At 39.2% G+C, this 19,051-nt stretch carries 17 protein-coding genes; 9 read left to right on the top strand and 8 right to left on the bottom strand.

Annotated elements, in window-relative coordinates; all coding sequences use genetic code 11:
• Positions 1–170: 170 nt before the first annotated feature.
• The 3 genes from CPS_RS21810 to ilvG all read right to left on the bottom strand — a co-directional run bounded on the left by CPS_RS21810 (position 171) and on the right by ilvG (position 3,164).
• Positions 171–1,097 (bottom strand): branched-chain amino acid transaminase, encoded by a 927-nt coding sequence (locus tag CPS_RS21810; RefSeq protein WP_011045564.1) that lies wholly within the window; start codon positions 1,095–1,097, stop codon positions 171–173.
• Between the two features lie 122 nt (positions 1,098–1,219).
• Entirely contained in the window at positions 1,220–1,498 is a 279-nt protein-coding gene (gene ilvM / locus CPS_RS21805; protein WP_049757955.1) for an acetolactate synthase 2 small subunit, read from the bottom strand.
• Position 1,499: 1 nt separating this feature from the next.
• Entirely contained in the window at positions 1,500–3,164 is a 1,665-nt protein-coding gene (ilvG, locus tag CPS_RS21800; protein WP_041737179.1) for an acetolactate synthase 2 catalytic subunit, read from the bottom strand.
• A 631-nt stretch (positions 3,165–3,795) separates the two neighbouring features.
• On the opposite strand from ilvG, the gene CPS_RS21795 reads away from it, so the two are divergent.
• A complete protein-coding gene (locus CPS_RS21795) occupies positions 3,796–5,325 on the top strand; it encodes a YifB family Mg chelatase-like AAA ATPase (RefSeq protein WP_011045560.1) in 1,530 nt (509 codons plus the stop codon).
• A 13-nt stretch (positions 5,326–5,338) separates the two neighbouring features.
• On the opposite strand, the gene ilvY is transcribed toward CPS_RS21795, so the two are convergent.
• Complete coding sequence (gene ilvY / locus CPS_RS21790) at positions 5,339–6,217, bottom strand: HTH-type transcriptional activator IlvY (protein ID WP_011045559.1); 879 nt, start codon at positions 6,215–6,217, stop codon at positions 5,339–5,341.
• Between the two features lie 155 nt (positions 6,218–6,372).
• Between ilvY and ilvC the strand changes: the two genes are divergently transcribed.
• The 4 genes from ilvC (at position 6,373) to CPS_RS21770 (ending at position 10,249) form a co-directional block, all read left to right on the top strand.
• On the top strand, positions 6,373–7,854 hold the full coding sequence (ilvC, locus tag CPS_RS21785) for a ketol-acid reductoisomerase (protein ID WP_011045558.1): 1,482 nt from the start codon (positions 6,373–6,375) through the stop codon (positions 7,852–7,854).
• A gap of 158 nt (positions 7,855–8,012) precedes the next feature.
• Positions 8,013–8,327: a pyrimidine/purine nucleoside phosphorylase gene (locus CPS_RS21780; protein ID WP_011045557.1), complete on the top strand. Its 315-nt coding sequence runs from the start codon at positions 8,013–8,015 to the stop codon at positions 8,325–8,327.
• Positions 8,328–8,734: 407 nt separating this feature from the next.
• Complete coding sequence (locus CPS_RS21775) at positions 8,735–9,712, top strand: SPFH domain-containing protein (RefSeq protein WP_011045556.1); 978 nt, start codon at positions 8,735–8,737, stop codon at positions 9,710–9,712.
• Positions 9,713–9,790: 78 nt separating this feature from the next.
• The gene (locus tag CPS_RS21770; protein ID WP_011045555.1) at positions 9,791–10,249 is read left to right on the top strand and encodes an NfeD family protein; all 459 of its coding nucleotides are present in this window, start codon (positions 9,791–9,793) and stop codon (positions 10,247–10,249) included.
• Between the two features lie 137 nt (positions 10,250–10,386).
• Here CPS_RS21770 and yegD read toward each other — a convergent pair whose 3' ends face one another.
• Entirely contained in the window at positions 10,387–11,748 is a 1,362-nt protein-coding gene (yegD, locus tag CPS_RS21765) for a molecular chaperone (RefSeq protein WP_041737178.1), read from the bottom strand.
• Positions 11,749–11,947: 199 nt separating this feature from the next.
• Between yegD and CPS_RS21760 the strand changes: the two genes are divergently transcribed.
• On the top strand, positions 11,948–12,337 hold the full coding sequence (locus tag CPS_RS21760; RefSeq protein ID WP_041738212.1) for a hypothetical protein: 390 nt from the start codon (positions 11,948–11,950) through the stop codon (positions 12,335–12,337).
• Positions 12,338–12,454: 117 nt separating this feature from the next.
• On the opposite strand, the gene CPS_RS21755 is transcribed toward CPS_RS21760, so the two are convergent.
• Positions 12,455–13,711, bottom strand: coding sequence for a glutamate-5-semialdehyde dehydrogenase (locus CPS_RS21755; protein WP_011045552.1), 1,257 nt, complete (start codon positions 13,709–13,711; stop codon positions 12,455–12,457).
• A 57-nt stretch (positions 13,712–13,768) separates the two neighbouring features.
• Positions 13,769–14,866 carry a glutamate 5-kinase gene (gene proB / locus CPS_RS21750; RefSeq protein WP_011045551.1) on the bottom strand — a complete coding sequence of 366 codons (1,098 nt, stop codon included), beginning with the start codon at positions 14,864–14,866 and terminating at the stop codon, positions 13,769–13,771.
• A gap of 364 nt (positions 14,867–15,230) precedes the next feature.
• On the opposite strand from proB, the gene CPS_RS21745 reads away from it, so the two are divergent.
• Genes CPS_RS21745 through CPS_RS21735 form a run of 3 tightly spaced genes read left to right on the top strand, consistent with a single transcriptional unit; the run spans position 15,231 to position 18,022 of the window.
• Positions 15,231–16,142: an acyltransferase gene (locus CPS_RS21745; protein ID WP_011045549.1), complete on the top strand. Its 912-nt coding sequence runs from the start codon at positions 15,231–15,233 to the stop codon at positions 16,140–16,142.
• 60 nt (positions 16,143–16,202) lie between these two features.
• Complete coding sequence (locus CPS_RS21740) at positions 16,203–17,456, top strand: mechanosensitive ion channel family protein (RefSeq protein WP_011045548.1); 1,254 nt, start codon at positions 16,203–16,205, stop codon at positions 17,454–17,456.
• Between the two features lie 14 nt (positions 17,457–17,470).
• Positions 17,471–18,022, top strand: coding sequence for a DUF962 domain-containing protein (locus tag CPS_RS21735; RefSeq protein WP_011045547.1), 552 nt, complete (start codon positions 17,471–17,473; stop codon positions 18,020–18,022).
• 82 nt (positions 18,023–18,104) lie between these two features.
• Here the strand turns inward: CPS_RS21735 and tesB are convergent, their stop codons facing one another.
• Entirely contained in the window at positions 18,105–18,962 is an 858-nt protein-coding gene (tesB, locus tag CPS_RS21730; protein WP_011045546.1) for an acyl-CoA thioesterase II, read from the bottom strand.
• Positions 18,963–19,051: the final 89 nt, after the last annotated feature.

Below are 19,051 nucleotides of genomic sequence, written 5' to 3'. Positions count from 1 at the left end.
AATATAATTTTGAAAATTCACTTTGTTATTACTAAGCTAAATGAACTTTTAAAATAACTTTATATAGAGAAGGTTAATAAAATTGTATTTTGACTCTAGACAAGTCAGGAGCACGGAGCCTATGAATATAGGTGAGTACTCCTAACGAGGAACTAGAGCCTAAAGGCATTTTATTTTACAGGATCTAACCAGCTTTCTGGTACGCTGGTAGTGCCATCAAAAATACCAAAAAAGGCTTCTTGAAGTGCTTTAGTGATTGGTCCACGAGAACCAGTACCTACAGGTAAACCATCTACCGATTTAACCGGTACTACTTCAGTAGCTGTACCACACATAAAGAATTCATCAGCAAGATATAGTGCTTCACGTGCAATAGATTCTTCACGTACTTCATAACCTAACTGCTTAGCCAAGTAGAAAACAGCATCTCGTGTTAAACCTTGCAAAATAGAGGCTGTGCCCGGTGGAGTATAAATAACACCGTTACGTACTAAAAATAAGTTTTGACCTGCGCCTTCACTTACCATGTTATTCACATCAAGTGCTACACCTTCGGCATAACCATGGCGAGCAGCTTCAGTAGATATAAGCTGTGAAGACAAATAGTTACCACCTGCTTTTGCTGCAGTAGGCATTGTATTTGGCGCTAAACGGTTCCAACTAGAAACGCCCACATCAACACCATTCTCAACAGCATCAGCACCTAAGTATGCTTCCCAGCTAAATGCGGCAATCATAAGGTCAGCTTTAGCATCGATAGGTGGACGAAGACCCATACCGATATCACCTAAAAAGGCTAATGGACGAAGATATGCTGATTTTAAATCGTTTTTTACAACAGCATCTTTACAGGCTTGTACAACTTCTTCTTGCGTGTATGGAATATTCATTCGGTAAATTTTTGCTGAATCAAATAAACGCTTGATATGCTCTTCTAAACGGAAGATACACGTGCCTTTATGTGTTTCATAGGCACGAATGCCTTCAAAAACTGATGAACCGTAATGAAGTGCATGACTCATTACATGAACAGTAGCATTTTGCCACGGCATGATTTCACCATTGAACCAAATATAGTCTGCATTTACTTTAGCCATTATCTTTTCCTAATTTTGTTGCTCTTGAAAAATCAACAAACCCCGACGCCAATGTCAGAGTAATGTAAATTTTTAGAGAGCGAATTTTTATTATATTACTTGTTGTCTAAGCGCCGTGTTATTTAAGCGCTGTGTTGTTGTATTTGCACTTCACTATTGTCCACTTTGACACCCTTGATGTCGATCAATTTGTTTATTTGATCAATAAGCAAAGAAATAGGACGTTCACTACTGACACTCATAGTGATTGTGGCAACATTGTTACCCGTATTTACTTCGGCATTCATACCATTGATTAGAAAACCGCGATAGCGAGTGACTTGTAAAATTCGCTCCAACACCACCTGTTTATCATCAGCCATAATGATTAATTGATACTTATTCAGCGTCAAAGAACTCATATTAAACACCCTCCATCATTTTATCGTTTGCTGTATTTGGTGGAACTAGCGGCCAAACATTTTCTGCTGCATCTATTTTTACTTGTAATAAGTAAGGGCCATCATGATCTAGCATCTCTTCAATGGCTGCTTTAACTTCACTCTTTTTAGTGATTAACTGTGATTTTATCTCGAACGCTCTGGCTAGCATGACAAAGTCAGGGTTGTCAGACAAATCAGTTTCGCTTAGTCGACCGTCAAAGAATAGGTCCTGCCATTGGCGAACCATACCTAGTTTTGCGTTATCAATTAACACAACTTTCACCGGGATCTGATAGCGTTTGATCGTGGCCAATTCTTGTACATTCATCATAATTGAACCATCACCTGATACCGCTATAACTGTATCGTGAGGACGTGATATTTGTGCACCTATTGCTGCGGGTAAACCAAAGCCCATAGTGCCCATGCCGCCACTGGTTAAAAAGTTGCTTGGGTCATCAAAAGTCATATGCTGTGCGGCCCACATTTGGTGTTGACCAACATCAGTGGTTACACAAGTGTTGCTCGGCATAAGGTCGCTCACCGTTTTTAATACGGCTGGTGCAAAAATATTATCACCGGGGTGATCATATCGCCAAGCAAAATCAGTGTTCATTTGCTGCAATTTTTGTTGCCAGTCTGCTATGTCTAATTCAGTTGTTAATAACGGTAAGTTACCCTTTAAGTCACCTAAAATAGCAGCGTCAGCATCGCGACGTTTATTAATTTCAGCAGTATCAATATCAAAATGAATGACTTTAGCATTCGGAGCAAATTCATCTAGCTTGCCGGTCACTCGGTCATCAAAACGAGCGCCAACTACCACTAATAAATCGCTTTCCTGCACCGCAAGGTTAGCGGTTTTTGTACCGTGCATACCTAGCATACCCAGGTGATTTTCATTATCCGGATTTATCGCACCCAATCCCTTTAAGGTCGAAACACTTGGCATACCTGTTTTTTCAGCAAAATCGCGTACTTCTTCTACCGCGTTTGCCATACCAACACCACCACCAACATATAAAATAGGTTGCTTAGCATGCGTCAGTAAATCAAGAGCTTTGCTGATATCTGCAAGGGGTAATTTTACTTTATTCTTTAAATGAGACAGTTTATCTAAACGCTGAGTTACTTCTGCTAATTGAACGTCTTTTGGAATATCAACAAGTACTGGTCCATGACGACCTTCTAAAGCAATTTCAAAGGCTTGATGCAATACTTTTTCCAGCTCATTAATATCAGTTACTTGGAAAGAATGCTTAGTACACGCAAGAGATAAACCAAAAATATCAATTTCTTGGAAGGCATCACTACCCATTGCAGCAGTAGGAACTTGTCCTGTAATGGCAACAACTGGAATCGAATCAGCAAGCGCATCGGCAAGGCCGGTAATCAAGTTTGTAGCCCCTGGACCTGAGGTCGCTAAACAGACACCAACAGTACCAGCAGCACGCGCATATCCTACAGCAGAAAATGCTGCACCTTGCTCGTGTCTGCATAGAAAATGCTTTACGTCACTATCGTATAAAGCGTCATAAATTGGCATGATGGCACCGCCTGGGTAGCCAAAAACGTGCTGTACACCGTGCTCTTGTAATACTTCAAATAATAATGCGCCGCCTGTTAGCGTTTTACTCTTGGTCATGATGATTCCAATTGTTATATTGTTAATGTCTGTATTTCCAGCATCTTCATCTTTAATAAAAAATCAATTAAAAAGAAACTAAAAAGAAAACCCTCGGTTCTTGCGAAGCGAGGGTTTGTTATTTGATTGAATGCTTTTTTTTAGCTCAACAAAACCCTCGAGATGATTTAAGAATCACCACGACGAGAAGGTTTATAATAATTGAGTTAAATATGTGCATTTTATCTCTTTGTTTGTTTATTTTGCGCAGACTGATTATTGGTTTTATTATGTTCAGCGTCGCTTACTTATTAAATTAGTACCATAGCTCTAATCCTATGTGCAAGTTTTTTTGTTAGAGTATTTTTGTGCAGTAATTGACAATAGGTAATAAACCAATATACCCATGTTGCCTCAAGATAGGGGATTCAGCTGGAATTATAAACGTCTTTAGGCAAGATATTGATTGAGGATAATGGTTGTTCCCTTATCGAAATCAGTAACGCAGCATAAAGCGTTTCTAAACCAGCCTTAAGGGGATGTCTGAGCATGAATCGCACAGGCATCCTGAAACTTGCATCTTGAAGTATCATGGGTATATAAAAATATTTGGACTACACTGGAAAAAAGGAACCTATTAAATGGAATTTATATGTCACTTTCTTGTGTGTACAGTCGGGCACGAATCGGCCTTGAATCTCCCCTTGTTACGGTTGAAGTTCATCTTGCCAATGGTTTACCAGCATTCAATATCGTCGGGTTACCCGAAGCCTCAGTAAAAGAGTCAAAAGACAGGGTGCGTAGCGCCATCATAAATTGTGGTTACGAATTTCCGGCTAAACGTATCACGGTTAATTTGGCGCCTGCTGATTTACCCAAAGAAGGTGGCCGTTTCGATTTACCCATAGCGGTTGGAATTCTCGCTGCGTCGGAACAACTTCCAGCCGTTGATCTATCTCAATATGAATTTGCGGGAGAGCTGGCCTTATCCGGTGAGCTACGGGCGATTGTCGGGGAAATTCCTGTAGCCATGGCAAGTAATCAAAGTAAGCGGACTTTGATTATTCCTACACAAAATATCGAACAGGCCAGTTGGGTTAAACAAGCAAAAATTCATGCCATAAGCCATTTAACGCAGCTGTTTTCTCATTTTGCCGGTCAACAAGTTTTACCGCTAGTGACTGATAAAATAATGGCAGAAGAAATGGCTGAACTAGATCAAACATTGGATATGAGTGATGTTATGGGGCAACCCTTGGCAAAACGAGCGTTGGAAATTGCTGCTAGCGGAGGTCATAATTTATTATTCATCGGCCCTCCAGGTACCGGTAAAACCATGTTAGCTAGTCGTTTAGCCGGTATTTTACCGCCGATGACCGAGAACGAGGCGCTTCAAGTCGCCGCTATTCAATCGATTAGCCATCAAGGTATTACACGTAAGTCGTGGTTTACTCGACCTTTTCGAGCACCGCATCATACTGCGTCATCAGCGGCTTTAGTCGGAGGAGGCAGTCAGCCCAAGCCCGGAGAAATCACGCTCGCACACAACGGTGTATTATTTTTAGATGAATTACCTGAGTTTGAACGAAAAGTATTAGACGTATTGCGAGAGCCAATGGAGTCGGGTGAAGTTACTATTTCCAGAGCGTTACACAAACAATGCTTTCCCGCACGTTTTCAATTGATTGCAGCGATGAACCCGAGTCCTACCGGCTTTTATAACGACCAACGGAGTACGCCAGAACAAGTTTTACGCTATTTAAATCGTTTGTCAGGACCTTTTCTTGATCGCATTGATATTCAAATTGAAGTAGCAAGACTACCTCGAGGTACATGGGCACAGAGCAGCCAAAAAAATGAGTCAAGCGCACAGGTACAACAACGAGTGCGAGTCTGTCGGACTATCCAACTTGAAAGGCAAGGCAAAGCCAACGCGCACATCAGCAGTAGTGAGTTAAAGCGGTATTGTGATCTAAATACGGATGACAATGAATTTTTAGAACTTGCCGTAGAAAAGTTAGGTTTATCAACCCGCGCGCATCACAAAATTTTGAAAATTGCCCGTACCCTTGCAGACATGGAAGGGAGCTTGAATATTTGTAATAAACATTTGGTTGAGGCCCTATCTTATCGGGCTATGGACAGATTGTTACGTCATTTAATGAATGCCGTTTCGGTCTAATGAATTATATTAATTAAACTATCGAGGAAAAAAAAGCTTTAATCAATGGCTGTGCTTTTGCTTGATTCAAACAGCAAACACCCAATTCGAAGGGTTCAATATCACCAATATTCTCGAGATTGCTTACCCTATCTTTGACTGGGCTGTTATCCACCACCACTTGCGGCACTATGCCAACTCCACAGCCTAAAGCAACCATGCTCACCAAGGCTTCATGACCAGAAACTGTGGCGTAGATGGTCGGTTTTCCTTGTTGCTTTTTACGATACCAGAGCTCAAATCTTTTTCGAGCAGCGCCATGTTCAGGCAAAATTATTGGAATTTCAGACCAAGTTAATACTTTTTGACTCAGTTGCTGCTGCACCTTGCAAGTCATTGTCGGTGCAATCACCGTGAGTGCTATGGTATCAAGGTGGTGAAAGTAAACACTACGGGGTAAGTTCTCAGGAGCAGCAGCGATAGCAAAATCAACGGATTGATTTTGTACTTGTTCAAGGGCATCAGCTGCATCCCCAGTGGTCAGCATAATTTCTACTAAGGGATGTCGAGCACGAAAACGTTCCAGCAATGGCGGTAAATGACTGTACGCAGCAGTCACGGAACAGTAAATATGGAGTTTACCTGTTAGGGCGGCTTGCTTATGGTCAAGGGATTGTTTGAAGCTATGCCATTGCTCAAGCTGTTGCTCGGCATAAATTTTGAATTTTTTACCTACATCGGTCAGTACTACCGTTCGATTATCGCGGTGTAATAATTCGCCCCCCACTTCATCTTCCAGTCGTTGAATTGCTCTGCTAAGCGTAGATGGACTGATGTGATGTGCTAGTGCCGTTTTACCAAAGTGTAATGTTTGGCTCAAGTGGGCAAACATCGACAGTGCTTTTTGATCCATAATTTATTGCCCTTGTATTGAATTTTTTATCTATGTTGCAATAAACGCAACGTAGTGATGCGAATATATCACTTTTTGCAACATAATATCTAGGGTATGGTATTTTCATCGTCAGGAAAACTGACTTAACAAAGAACCAAATTCAGAGGATCCCCATGAGCAATTATTTTAATACTTTAAGCTTACGTGAAAAACTAGGTCAGCTAGGCAAATGTCGTTTTATGAAACGTGAAGAATTCAACGATGGTTGTAACTTCATTAAAGATTGGAACATTGTTATCGTTGGTTGTGGTGCTCAAGGTTTAAACCAAGGTTTAAACATGCGTGATTCAGGTTTGAATATTTCTTATACATTGCGTGATGCAGCGATTAGCGAAAAGCGTCAATCATGGCAGTGGGCTACTGAAAATGGTTTCACAGTAGGTAGCTACGCAGAATTAATTCCTCAAGCCGATTTAGTTTTAAACTTAACACCTGATAAGCAACATACTTCAGCAGTTACTGCGGTAATGCCATTGATGAAGCAGGGCGCAACACTAGCTTACTCACATGGTTTCAATATCGTTGAAGAAGGCATGCAAATTCGTTCTGATATCACAGTAGTTATGGTTGCTCCTAAGTGTCCAGGTACTGAAGTACGTGAAGAATACAAACGTGGTTTTGGTGTTCCAACACTTATCGCAGTTCACCCAGAAAATGATCCACAAGGTAACGGTTTAGCCATTGCTAAAGCTTACGCAAGCGCAACAGGTGGTGATAGAGCGGGTGTTCTTGAGTCTTCTTTCATCGCTGAAGTTAAGTCTGATTTAATGGGCGAGCAAACAATTCTTTGTGGTATGTTGCAAACGGCTGCAGTTTTAGGTCACAAACAGCTAATTGCTCAAGGTATGGACGCAGCTTACGCACGTAAATTATTACAATACGGTTTAGAGACAACCACTGAAGGTCTTAAGCATGGCGGCATCACTAACATGATGGATCGCTTATCAAACCCAGCTAAAATTTTAGCGTTTGATATGGCTGAAGAGTTAAAAGTAATTTTACGTCCTTTATTCCAAAAACATATGGACGACATCATTGAAGGTCGTTTCTCTGCAACTATGATGGCAGATTGGGCCAACGACGATGTTAACTTATTAACATGGCGTGCAGAAACAGCAGAAACTTCTTTTGAAAAATCACCTGAGTGTGACACTGAGATTTCAGAGCAAGAATACTACGATAAAGGTATCTTTGTTGTTGCGATGATTAAAGCTGGTGTTGAATTAGCATTCGACGCAATGGTTGATTCAGGTATCATCAATGCATCTGCATATTATGAGTCGTTACACGAAACGCCATTAATTGCTAACTGTATTGCACGTAACATGTTACACGAAATGAACGTTGTTATTTCTGATACTGCAGAATACGGTAACTATTTATTTACTCACGCTGCTGTGCCATTACTTGCAGACTACACGGCTAGCTTAACGTTAGAACAATTAGGCGAAGGCTTAAAAGAGAGTTCAAATAACGTTGATAATGCTCGTTTGATTGAAGTAAACGAAGCGATTCGCAGTCATGGTGTTGAAGTGATTGGTAAAGAACTTCGCGGTTATATGACTGACATGAAAAAAATTGCTAGTGCAAAATAATTGAGACGTAGAATGACACCCTTATAGGTTGTCATTCCCGTGGTCACTTATATCGCAGGGTATTAGTCGGGAAGCCATTGCTCAATAGATGCTAATGGCTTCCCGTTTTTGCTTTTAATCCCCACGCTTTTAAATCCCAATACACCAAAGGAATCCCTATGTCAGAGTTTAAAGAAGTTACCGTTACTAAAGCAGCCAGCGTTTATTTTGATGGTAAAGTTACTAGCCGTAAGGTTACTTTCAATGATGGAAGTTTTAAAACCTTAGGTATTATGATGCCAGGTGAATATAAGTTTGGTACCAATGAAGAAGAATTAATGGAAATTACTGCAGGTGAATGTGAAATTTTACTAGCAGGAGCTACTGAATGGCAGAACATTAGCGACGGGCAATCTTTTGGTGTCCCGGCAAATAGTTCTTTTGAAGTACGCGCGAAAACCTTAATTGATTATTGTTGTACTTATATAAGCTAACAACTTTACTGTTAGCTATATAATAGTAGGAGGCTATCGCCAGTCATAATCCTGCTAACCAATATTATTGGTAAACTTTAAAAGCACCACTCTCTGTTGGTGCTTTTTACATTTTTTCTAGCTAAAAATAGCCATGTACTACTATAAGCCCTAGCACTAGGGCGGCCAAACGTTAGCATCAGATTTAACTACTTCTCCCATTGTTAGCATTCCTGACCGATACTATTTTACTTCTTTAACATTAAGCCGCTAGTCTTATGACAATGCGCCATCTCGCTATCTCAGAACGGGTATGAGCAGCTTTGCTGAAATAGCTTGCTTTGCTCGTAACAGTCTATTAACGTGTTGTTAAAAATAATTCTCAATTGAATTTAGATTTCACTTCGAATAAAAAGGAAAATATATTTATGGAAAACATTGTTGAAGGCATCATCACTAGTCCTGTTTTATGGCTGACTATTGTTATTTTATATACGCTGAAAAAAGGTATCTATTTTGTACCGCAAAACCGAGGTTATGTTATTTATACCTTAGGTAAGTACAGCAAAACTCTTGCTGCAGGTTTAAATTTTATTATTCCTTACGTGCAATCGGTTGCTGCCGATCGTAATTTAAAAGAACAATCATTAGAAATAACGTCACAAGCAGCAATAACTAAAGATAATATTAGTTTAGATATTGATGGTATTTTGTTTATGAAAGTTACTGATGCGGCCGCAGCAACCAATAATATTACTGACTATAAGATGTCGGTAGTTCAACTTGCTATGACTAGTATGCGTAATGCCATAGGCTCAATGGAGTTGGACGAATGTTTTCAAAACCGTGATACGATAAATGCCCAAATATTAAGCTCAATGACCGAAGCTACAGCGCCTTGGGGTGTTATGGTGACGCGTTATGAAATAAAAGATATTACGCCTCCACAGACTATTCGTGAAGATATGGAAAAACAAATGACCGCAGAGCGTGAAAAACGTTCAGTGATATTAACCGCAGAAGGGGTTAAAACTGCAGCGATCACAGAAGCTGAGGGCCAGAAGCAAGCGAGAGTATTGGATGCTGAGGCAGCAAAAGCTGAGCAAGTTCTAGCAGCGCAAGCTTCTAAAGAAGCACAAATTCTCGAAGCAACGGGTAAAGCTGAAGCCATACGATTAGTTGCTGATGCGGATGCTAATGCTCTAGAGGTAGTAGGTAATGCGGCAAATAGCGAACAAGGTCACGCGGCGGTCATGCTAACGCTAGCACAAGATTCGATTGCAGCTCATCAAGCCATTGCTAACGAAAGTACTGTAGTACTGACGGATGGAAAAACGGGTGATAACATTGCTAATACTGTTGCACAAGCCATTGCTGTTTCAAGTAGTTTGAAGTTGTCTAACTAGTAGATAATGTAGGCCTAACGTGTTTGGCTATAAAGTCTAATACGCTTAGTCTACATTTCTTTTTACCCAAGAGGTTTTATGGAATATTTTTTAGAAAACCCTGATCATTTATGGTACTTAATTGCGGGTATTAGCTTTGTTATAGAACTGAGTATCATGGGGTTAAGTGGTCCGTTATTATTTTTTGCTATTGCAAGTTTGACTACCGGTATTTTAGTGACTGTTGGTTTTGTCGAAGGTTGGCAAAGTGAAATATTTACCGTTGGCGTATTAACAGCGATTATTGCTGCTATTTTATGGAAACCATTAAAGTCATTGCAGAATTCAAAAGACACAACGGATAACTCCAGTGACATGGTTGGTTTAACCGTTTTAGCAAGTACTGAAATTAATGTAAGCAGTGGTAGTATTCGTTATTCGGGTATTGATTGGCAAGCGCGCTTAGCTGAGGAAGCTAATGGGGAATCCATTAGTGCACAAAGCCAGTGTGTCATTGTCGCAATAACAGGCAATATTATGCTTGTTAAATCGCTTTAAGTTGAATAGCCTTTAAGGCTGAAAGATTTACAGCCGCTAACTAAAACGACGCATCCGCGTCGTTTTTTTGTACCTTAATTTACTCAATCTACTTACGTTTAATTATCAACAAACAAACAAACGAAAGGTTAGAGCAATTATTGATATATTTTCTCAGCCCAACGCGCTAAACCTGACGTAACGCTACCAAAATGATCACCAACAACAATCGGAACATTAGGCATTTGTTGCTGTAAAAACTCACTCAATACAGGAGACTTTGCGGTCCCACCAGTAACAAAAATCACATCGGGTTGACACTGGGCTTGTTGTACCGCTGATTGCATTATATTAGCAATGCTTTCTAAGGTACGTTTATTGGCTGAGCGCAACGTTTCTTTGGTCACTTCAGCACAAAGTCCATCAGTAACATCACTTAAGTCGATTGTTTGCTTACTTTGCTCTGTTAGCGCGATTTTTGCTTGTTCAGCTGCATTGACTAATTGATAACTAAGTTTGTGGTCGTGCACTGCCACCAAGCGCTCGATTATAGCTGTTTCTTTGGCATCACGAGATAATTGAACCAAGTTTCGTCTATTCTTGGCGCTATAAAACTCTGTTTGCTCATTAATGTTATTAATGGCTAGCGCTTGATAAAAACTACTGGTTGGCATCGGTTTACCTGTCTTTAATAAACTATTCATACCAAAGCTTGGCATGATGCCTTGAAGGGCTAATTGAATATCAAAGTCATTACCTGCTACACGAACACCGGTATGAGCGAGCAGATGATCATTACGATTGTCGTTGTCAGTGAAATCTGGGCTCATCAGTAGCATTGAACAATCACTCGTTCCGCCACCAATATCAACAACTAATACCCGTGTTTCTTTTGTTAATGAGCTTTCGAACTCAAAACCAGCAGCAACAGGTTCATACTGAAACTCAACGTCTTTAAAACCAACGCGTTTTGCCGCATTAGTTAATACGCTGATGGCTTGTCGGTTGCTTTCTTCGCCATGTAAACCTTGGAAGTTAATAGGTCGACCTATAACCGTTTGTGTCACTTCTTTTTGCAGTGCTTGTTCAGTGAGATTTTTTACATTACTCATCATACAAGCAACAATATCTTCAAAAAACTGAATTTGTGCCGTCGCTAAACCACTAGCACCCAGAAATGACTTAGGTGATTTGATGTAATAGCCTTCTTCAGGGTCTTCAAGGTATTGAGCTAAGGCAGACTTACCAAAGAGTAACTCACTGGAAATACCGTCAAATTTTAACTCTCGCAGCGCCGCTTGACCTTTTTGTAGCTGAGCTTTTCTCTCCGCGATGAAGTTTGCTTGTTGCGGACTATCCAACTGTTGAGAAAGCCAATTGGCGATCACATCACGGCTTGGAGCATATAGGTTTGAAGCAATGTATGATTCATTACCTAATAACGGAATAATGTGGGGTTGGCCGTTACGCATAGTGGCGACACCACAGTTGGATGTACCGTAATCAAAACCTATCATCATTAATACCTACGAGAATGCCTGTGAGAAAAAAGGTCGCGTAGCATACTCAGTAACTAAGAAAATCACAAGCATTAGTGACTGAATTCTACTTTTTTAGTAGGTATAAGAAGACGCTGTGAGATTTAACACCAATGGTTTTATTGTTTTCCCTTTTAGCCGCAGTTAAAATAGATAAAATTGAATTGGTATAATGATGAAGATGAAATTAAGCAAAACGAATCAAAAAATTGATAATAATGTATGTAAAGCGTTAACGATAGCGTGTGAGTCATCTTTGCATGAAGTGGCGGGGTTTGTTTGGTTAACCCATAGAGCCAATTACACTAATTTCCCCGCTAGTTTAGTGATTACCTGTGTATTTAATACCGATGAAGAAATTGACGCAATGAAGGCGTTGCAACATGATGAAACAATGATTTCGACTATCCAAAAGCAATTATTAAAAGTAGGAGTTGTGGTTAAAAACATTAAAAAAAGCGTTCGCTTTGATAGTGAACAAGCTTGTCAGGCTAAACATGACGGGCAATGGTCTGACCGGTTAGCATTGAGTATAGTGAAACAAAAACCAAATGCTCGACGCGTTCATTAAACTTTAGCTAATACCAAAAAGGATTAATAAATTAGTCTGATTGGAATAAAAAAACCTAAAATTCTGATGAATTTTAGGTTTTTTTGTTAATTATCTACCAGATATAAGCCTTATCGCTTATTGACGAATTTGACCATCACCAAAAACAACAAATTTCTCAGTGGTTAACGCTTCTAGGCCCATTGGGCCATAGGCATGTAGCTTACTGGTAGATATGCCTATTTCCGAGCCTAAGCCTAATTGGTTACCATCAGAGAAGCGTGAAGAGGCATTCACCATCACTACTGAGGAGTTTATTTGACGAATGAATTTTTGACTGCGTGAAATGTCTTGGCTAATAATGACTTCAGTATGATCAGAGGTAAATTCATTGATATGACCAATTGCTGTATCAAAGCTACTGACAACCTTTACAGCAATTTCTTGCGCTAAATACTCCGCTTGGTAATCTTCATTAGTTGCCAACTCAGCATTAGGGAAAAAACCAATACTATTCTTACACGCATGAACTTTCACTTGTGCTGCATCATTCAGTGCTTTAGCCGCTAATGGTAAGAACTTTGCACTAATATCACTATGTACCAAAACGGTTTCAAAGGCATTACACGCACTTGGCTTCTGGGTTTTACCATTGACTAAAATGTTGACCGCTTTATCTAAGTCTGCGTATTTATCAATGTATAAATGACATACGCCCTTATAGTGTTGGATAACAGGGATACGGCTATTTTCACTAACATAGCGGATCAAACCTTCACCGCCACGTGGAATGACTAGGTCAATCGTGTCGCTTTGCTGTAATAGTTGCTCAATAACACTGCGGCTAGTATCAGGAATAACACAAACAATATGTTCATCAACATTATGAGTCGTTAATACTTGATGTAAGCAGTGAGCGATAGCTAAGTTGGAATGAATTGCTTCTGAGCCACCACGTAGGATCACGGCATTACCCGATTTAATACATAAGGCGGCGGCTTCTGCTGTAACATTGGGGCGCGCTTCATAAATCATGGCTATGACGCCAAGAGGGATGCGCATTTTACCGACTTGAATGCCATTCGGGCGTAATGATAGTTTATCAACATCTCCAACAGGATCTGTTAAAGCAACAATCTCACGGATAGCAGAACTCATGTCCTTAATGCCTTTATCCGTGAGCACTAATCGGTCCAACATCGCTTGCGACAAGCCTTTTTCTCGACCTGCTGCAATGTCTTTACTATTTTCTTGGATAATAGCATCACTATTATTTTCAATCGCTGTGGCAATGTCATTTAATAGCGCATTTTTTTCACTACTGTTAAGTTGTGCAGCCACTCTGCTAGCTTGTTTAGCCTTTTGTGCCATAGTGGCGATATTAAAATCAGTCATTTTGCTACTCTTGTCGAAAATTGTTTAAGTTATTTTAATCTGCTTGCTATAGCTTAATTATAATATAACCATATCATCACGGTGAACCACAACATCGCCTTGGTCATGGCCTAAAATATCGGTGATATCATTACTGTGTTTGCCCATAATTCTTTTTAAGTCATAGTGACTATATAAAGTAATTCCTTTGGCGATCACCGCATTATTGCTTGCATCAACTAGATCGATTGCATCACCTGCTTTAAATCTATTAGTCACTGATTTTATACCAGAAGGTAATAAAGAAGCACCTTTGTTCACAACCGCATTAACTGCACCGGGGTCGAGTTTAATTTTACCTCGACTTTTTAATGTGTGTTTAAGCCAGTGCTTTTTAGCGGTAATAATATCTTTATCTGCGGCAAAACGAGTGCCTGGATTAACTTTTGCTAAAAGTGAGCTAAATACCTCACTTTTCGAGCCGTTGACTATATAGGTGTTTATGCCGTGTTCAACGGCTTTTTCAGCGGCTTGTATTTTGGTTTTCATGCCTCCGCTCGCTAAAGGATTACGACTTGTGCCAGCCATGGCATAAATTTCATCGGTAATCTTATCGATATTAGGGATTAATACGGCATCGTCATGGATATTTGGGTCTTTGGTAAATACACCATCAATATCACTTAATATGAATAAACTGTCTGCTTCACATGCCTGGGCAACTAACGCGGCAATATTGTCATTATCGCCGATAGCGAGTGCTTTTGTGGTGACGGTATCATTCTCATTAACGATAGGTAGTACACCATTGGCTAATTGAATTTTTATTGTTTCTTGAATGCTGATAAAGCGTTCTCTATCGGCTAAATCATTTTGAGTGATGAGTATCTGGCTACAAGGGATATCAAAAAAACGCTGCCAATTAGCCATCATTTGCATCTGACCAACGCTTGCCATGGCTTTTTTAGTGGAAAGCGAGAGCTTTGGTGAGCCATGTTGAATGATAGTACGGCCAGCTGCCACACCGCCAGATGAAACTAAAATAATTTCCTTACCTTGCTGTTGGCATTTGGTAATGAATTGTGCAATTGCTAAGATGTATTGGCCACTACAACCATCGCTAGTCGGTGCAACTAAGGCACTACCTACTTTGATTACAGCTCTATTAAAGTTCATTTTATCTCCTATTATTAAGCTTGTTTAGTATGCTTGAAACTGATTAAAAACTCAATTATTAAAGGTAATTATTCACTATTAGAAAATACTAAAAAGTCTATTTTCAATCGTTTTATAAAGTATTTGCAGGTAACCATGTGTTTTACACCCTTATATTCAGATAAACAGCGATATTATTGGATGATAAAAAAAAAGAGATCACTTTTTACCCAAAAAGATAATTTAACGATTATTTAACGAATAGTGTGATTTTAAAATGAATTGCTTGATAGAGGAGCAATAAAAAAATTTAATTATTAGCTAAATCATGATTAAATGACGTTATCCGTGTTACTTATCTATTATTATTAGTTATTATCAAGATATGCTAAATTTCTTACCAGCCAAATTGATCGGTTTTATATCCTTTTCCCTTTATATCCTTAATACCATATTTTGGCTGTTACCTATTTTAGTTTTTTCCCTGTTTAAAGCGTTAATTCCATTAACTTTCTCCAAAAAAATATTTAGTTACTTACTTGATTTAATGGCCAGTAATTGGGTGGCAACAAATAGCATAATTCAAAAGTTATTTACTAAAACAAATATCGTGGTGACAGGTTTAGAAGCGCTTAAAATTAATGATTGGTATTTGGTGTTAGCAAATCATCAAAGTTGGGTTGATATTGTCGTTTTACAACGAGCTTTACACGGCAATATTCCCTTTTTAAAATTCTTCCTAAAAAAAGAACTTATTTATGTCCCCCTATTAGGACTGGCTTGGTGGGCTCTCGATTTTCCTTTTATGAAACGATATAGCCAAGCTTTCTTGAAGAAGAATCCTCATCTACGTGGTAAAGACTTAGCAACAACTCGAAAAGCATGTGCTAAGTTCAAACACAAACCAGTTAGTGTGATGAATTTTATTGAAGGTACGCGTTTTACTCAAAAAAAGCATGATAAGCAAGGTTCTCCTTTTCAACATATGTTGAAGCCAAAGTCAGGTGGTATCTCTTTTGTATTAGATGCAATGGGTGAGCATTTGACCAAAATAGTTGACGTTACTATCTATTATCCCGATGGAATTCCAAATTTCAGTGATTTTATCTACGGAGAGGTGGAGAAGGTACACATTGATATCCAGACCTTCGATATTGCTAGTGAGTTAGGTCATATCAATTTTTCAGATCGAAATGATAGAATTGCTTTTCAAAAATGGTTAACGCAATTTTGGCATGATAAAGATGCAAGACTTGAGAACATGAGACAGCAATATAATGCCCAACGTGATGACTAATTTTAAATGCGGAATGTCCCTGAGCTAAGCCCCTCACCAATAAGATGACAGGAGAAGTGTATGAATGAACTGATCAGTATTTGGTTGAGTGAGCAAGGTATCAGCTCGAAATATTTAGCCAGTAGCGCAACTGCTGTCGGTATTGGTATGATTTTGTTGATTTCTAGCCTAAGTTATTATATTGCGAAACATCAAGTCTTAGGTTTGATGAATAAGATCATTATTAATAGTAAAAATACCTGGGATGATGCATTGATGGAGCATGGCGTGCTCAGTCGAATGGCTTTACTACTACCGCTAGTATTAATGCTCTTCTTAACGCCACTTATCTTAGAAACCACCAGTATTGCCAGTACTTTACTCATTTTATTGAGTAAAGTGTTACTTACTTTTCAAATTTCACGTTGTATTAGCGCCTTACTTAATGTCAGTCGAAGCATCTATAAAGAAAGTGCCAAGCAACGGTTTTTACCGTTAAGCGCTATTATTCAAATCATTAAATTAGCTTTATATTTAGTGACCAGTATTATCATTATTTCGCTTATCATTGACCGCTCACCGGTTTATCTATTAAGTGGTTTAGGTGCTTTGACCGCGGTACTCTTGTTAGTTTTTCAAGACACCATTAAAGGTTTGGTTGCTAGTATTCAAATATCAGCGAATAGAATGGTTGTTGCTGGCGACTGGGTTGAGTTACCCAAATATGGTGCCGATGGCGATGTGCTAGAAATAGGTCTAAGTACGGTGAAAATAGAAAATTTTGATAAAACCATTACCACAGTACCTACTTACGCGCTGATTAGTGATTCCTTTAAAAACTGGCGCAATATGTATCATACCGGCGCACGACGGATTAAGCGTACCATTATTATTGATATTGCTAGTATTGATTTCTGTAGTGCTGAAAAAATAAACCAACTGACTAATGCGTATTTATTACAAGATTACCTTAGTGATAAAAAGCAAGAGCTGGCACAGAGCGAACACGGCCACAACAGCGGTGAGATCACCCAATCGTTTACTTCTTTAAATAGTCGACAACTGACTAACATAGGAACTTTTCGAGCTTATATTACCAAGTACTTACAACAAAATAGTCATATTCGTAATGATCTTACGTGTATGGTGAGGCAGTTAACCGCCACGCAAACTGGCTTGCCATTGGAAATTTACTGTTTTGCTAACACCACTGATTGGCTTGCTTACGAGACAATCCAAGCTGATATCTTTGATCACCTTTTTGCCATAGCACCACAGTTTGATTTGCGTGTTTTTCAACATCCTAGTGGACATGACTGGCAACAGAATTCATAACATAGAGTACTTAAATGAAGTCAATTGAAGAGCAACTAGCGCGTTATAAAAGTGTGCATTTGAATCAGAAAAACATCAACACCCATTTTGTTGGCGTCCCTTTGATAGTGTTAGCCGTAACACTGATGTTGAGTACTATTGCCTTTGAAATAACCCTGGATGATGTTTTTAGTGCTCAAGTGACTTTGCACTATACCTTAGCAATGCCTATTTTTTCTGTTGTCGCTATTTATTATATTTTTTTGCATCGTTTATTGGCATTGGGCATGCTGATATACATTTTAATTAACTTGTTTATTGCGCAATTATTGAGTGGCACAGCAGGTTTGATTTATATCGCACTAGGTTTATTCGTTGTTGGTTGGATTATTCAGTTTATTGGTCATTATTATGAAAAAGCCAAACCGGCTTTTGTTGATGATTTGAGCCAGTTTCTAATCGGACCATTATTTTTAATGGCTGAAGTGTATTTTATGTTAGGTTTAGAGCCGGTATTAAAAGCGAGAGTTACTTCTCTAGCGGTTGAAAAACGTAAAGCATTAGAAAAAAGAACAGGTGCTAAATAGCTGTCATTAACTTGACTGCAAACTAAGTAATCTAAAAAGTCATATGGCTATAAATTTATAACCATATGACTAATAGCTATCGCTAGCGTTGCCTAATTACACCTTCCTGCATGGTAGACGCGACTAACTCTCCCTGACGATTATATATTTGACCTCGCACTAGCCCGCGACCATTACTCGCAGACGGACTATCCATACAATAAAGTAACCAATCATCAAAGCGAAATGGGCGATGAAACCACATAGCGTGATCTATGGTGGCAATTTGGAAGTTTGGTTGCCAATGACTGGCGCCATGAGGCAGTAATGCTGTTGGTAAAAAATGAAAATCTGACGTGTAAGCTAACATATAGGTGTGTATACCTAAATCATCAGGTAAATCGCCATTGGCCTTTATCCACATTTGGCTTACAGAATCTGTAGGCTTTGGTTGCAACCAGTTATATTGTTGAACAGGACGAACATCAATAGGCTTTTCAGCTAAAAACTTTTCGCGTAATGACTTAGGTATATAGTCTTGGTTGGCTTTTATATAATCGGTAAATGAGGGAAGATCTTCGGGAGCCGCTACAGTAGGCATGGTATCTTGGTGATCAAAGCCTGTTTCAGCATGTTGAAAAGATGCGGTCATATAAAAGATGGCTTTACCATTTTGCACCGCTTGCACTCTACGGGTACTAAAACTCGAACCATCACGAATGACTTCTACTTCATAAACAACGGGTAAGCTAGCGTCACCAGGGCGTAAAAAATAAGAATGTAGCGAATGAACAAAGCGATTAGCGGCAATTGTTTCTTGAGCCGCCGAAAGTGCTTGGCCCATAACTTGACCACCAAAGAGAGCTTTATAACCTAAATCTTGGCTTTGTCCTCGATAGATGCCTTGTTCAATGACTTCTAGTTTTAATAACGCTGATAATTCATCTAATACACGTGTCATTTTTTACCTTATATATCAAAGACTATGTGGTTATAAACCAACTAATTTAAGGTAACAGTGTAATCGCTATTGATGTTACATGTAAAGTA

This window comes from Colwellia psychrerythraea 34H (assembly GCF_000012325.1).
Classification (GTDB): Bacteria; Pseudomonadota; Gammaproteobacteria; order Enterobacterales; family Alteromonadaceae; genus Colwellia; species Colwellia psychrerythraea_A.
The sequence above is the reverse complement of the archived record's forward strand: the minus strand, read 5'-3'. Positions and strand labels throughout refer to the sequence as shown.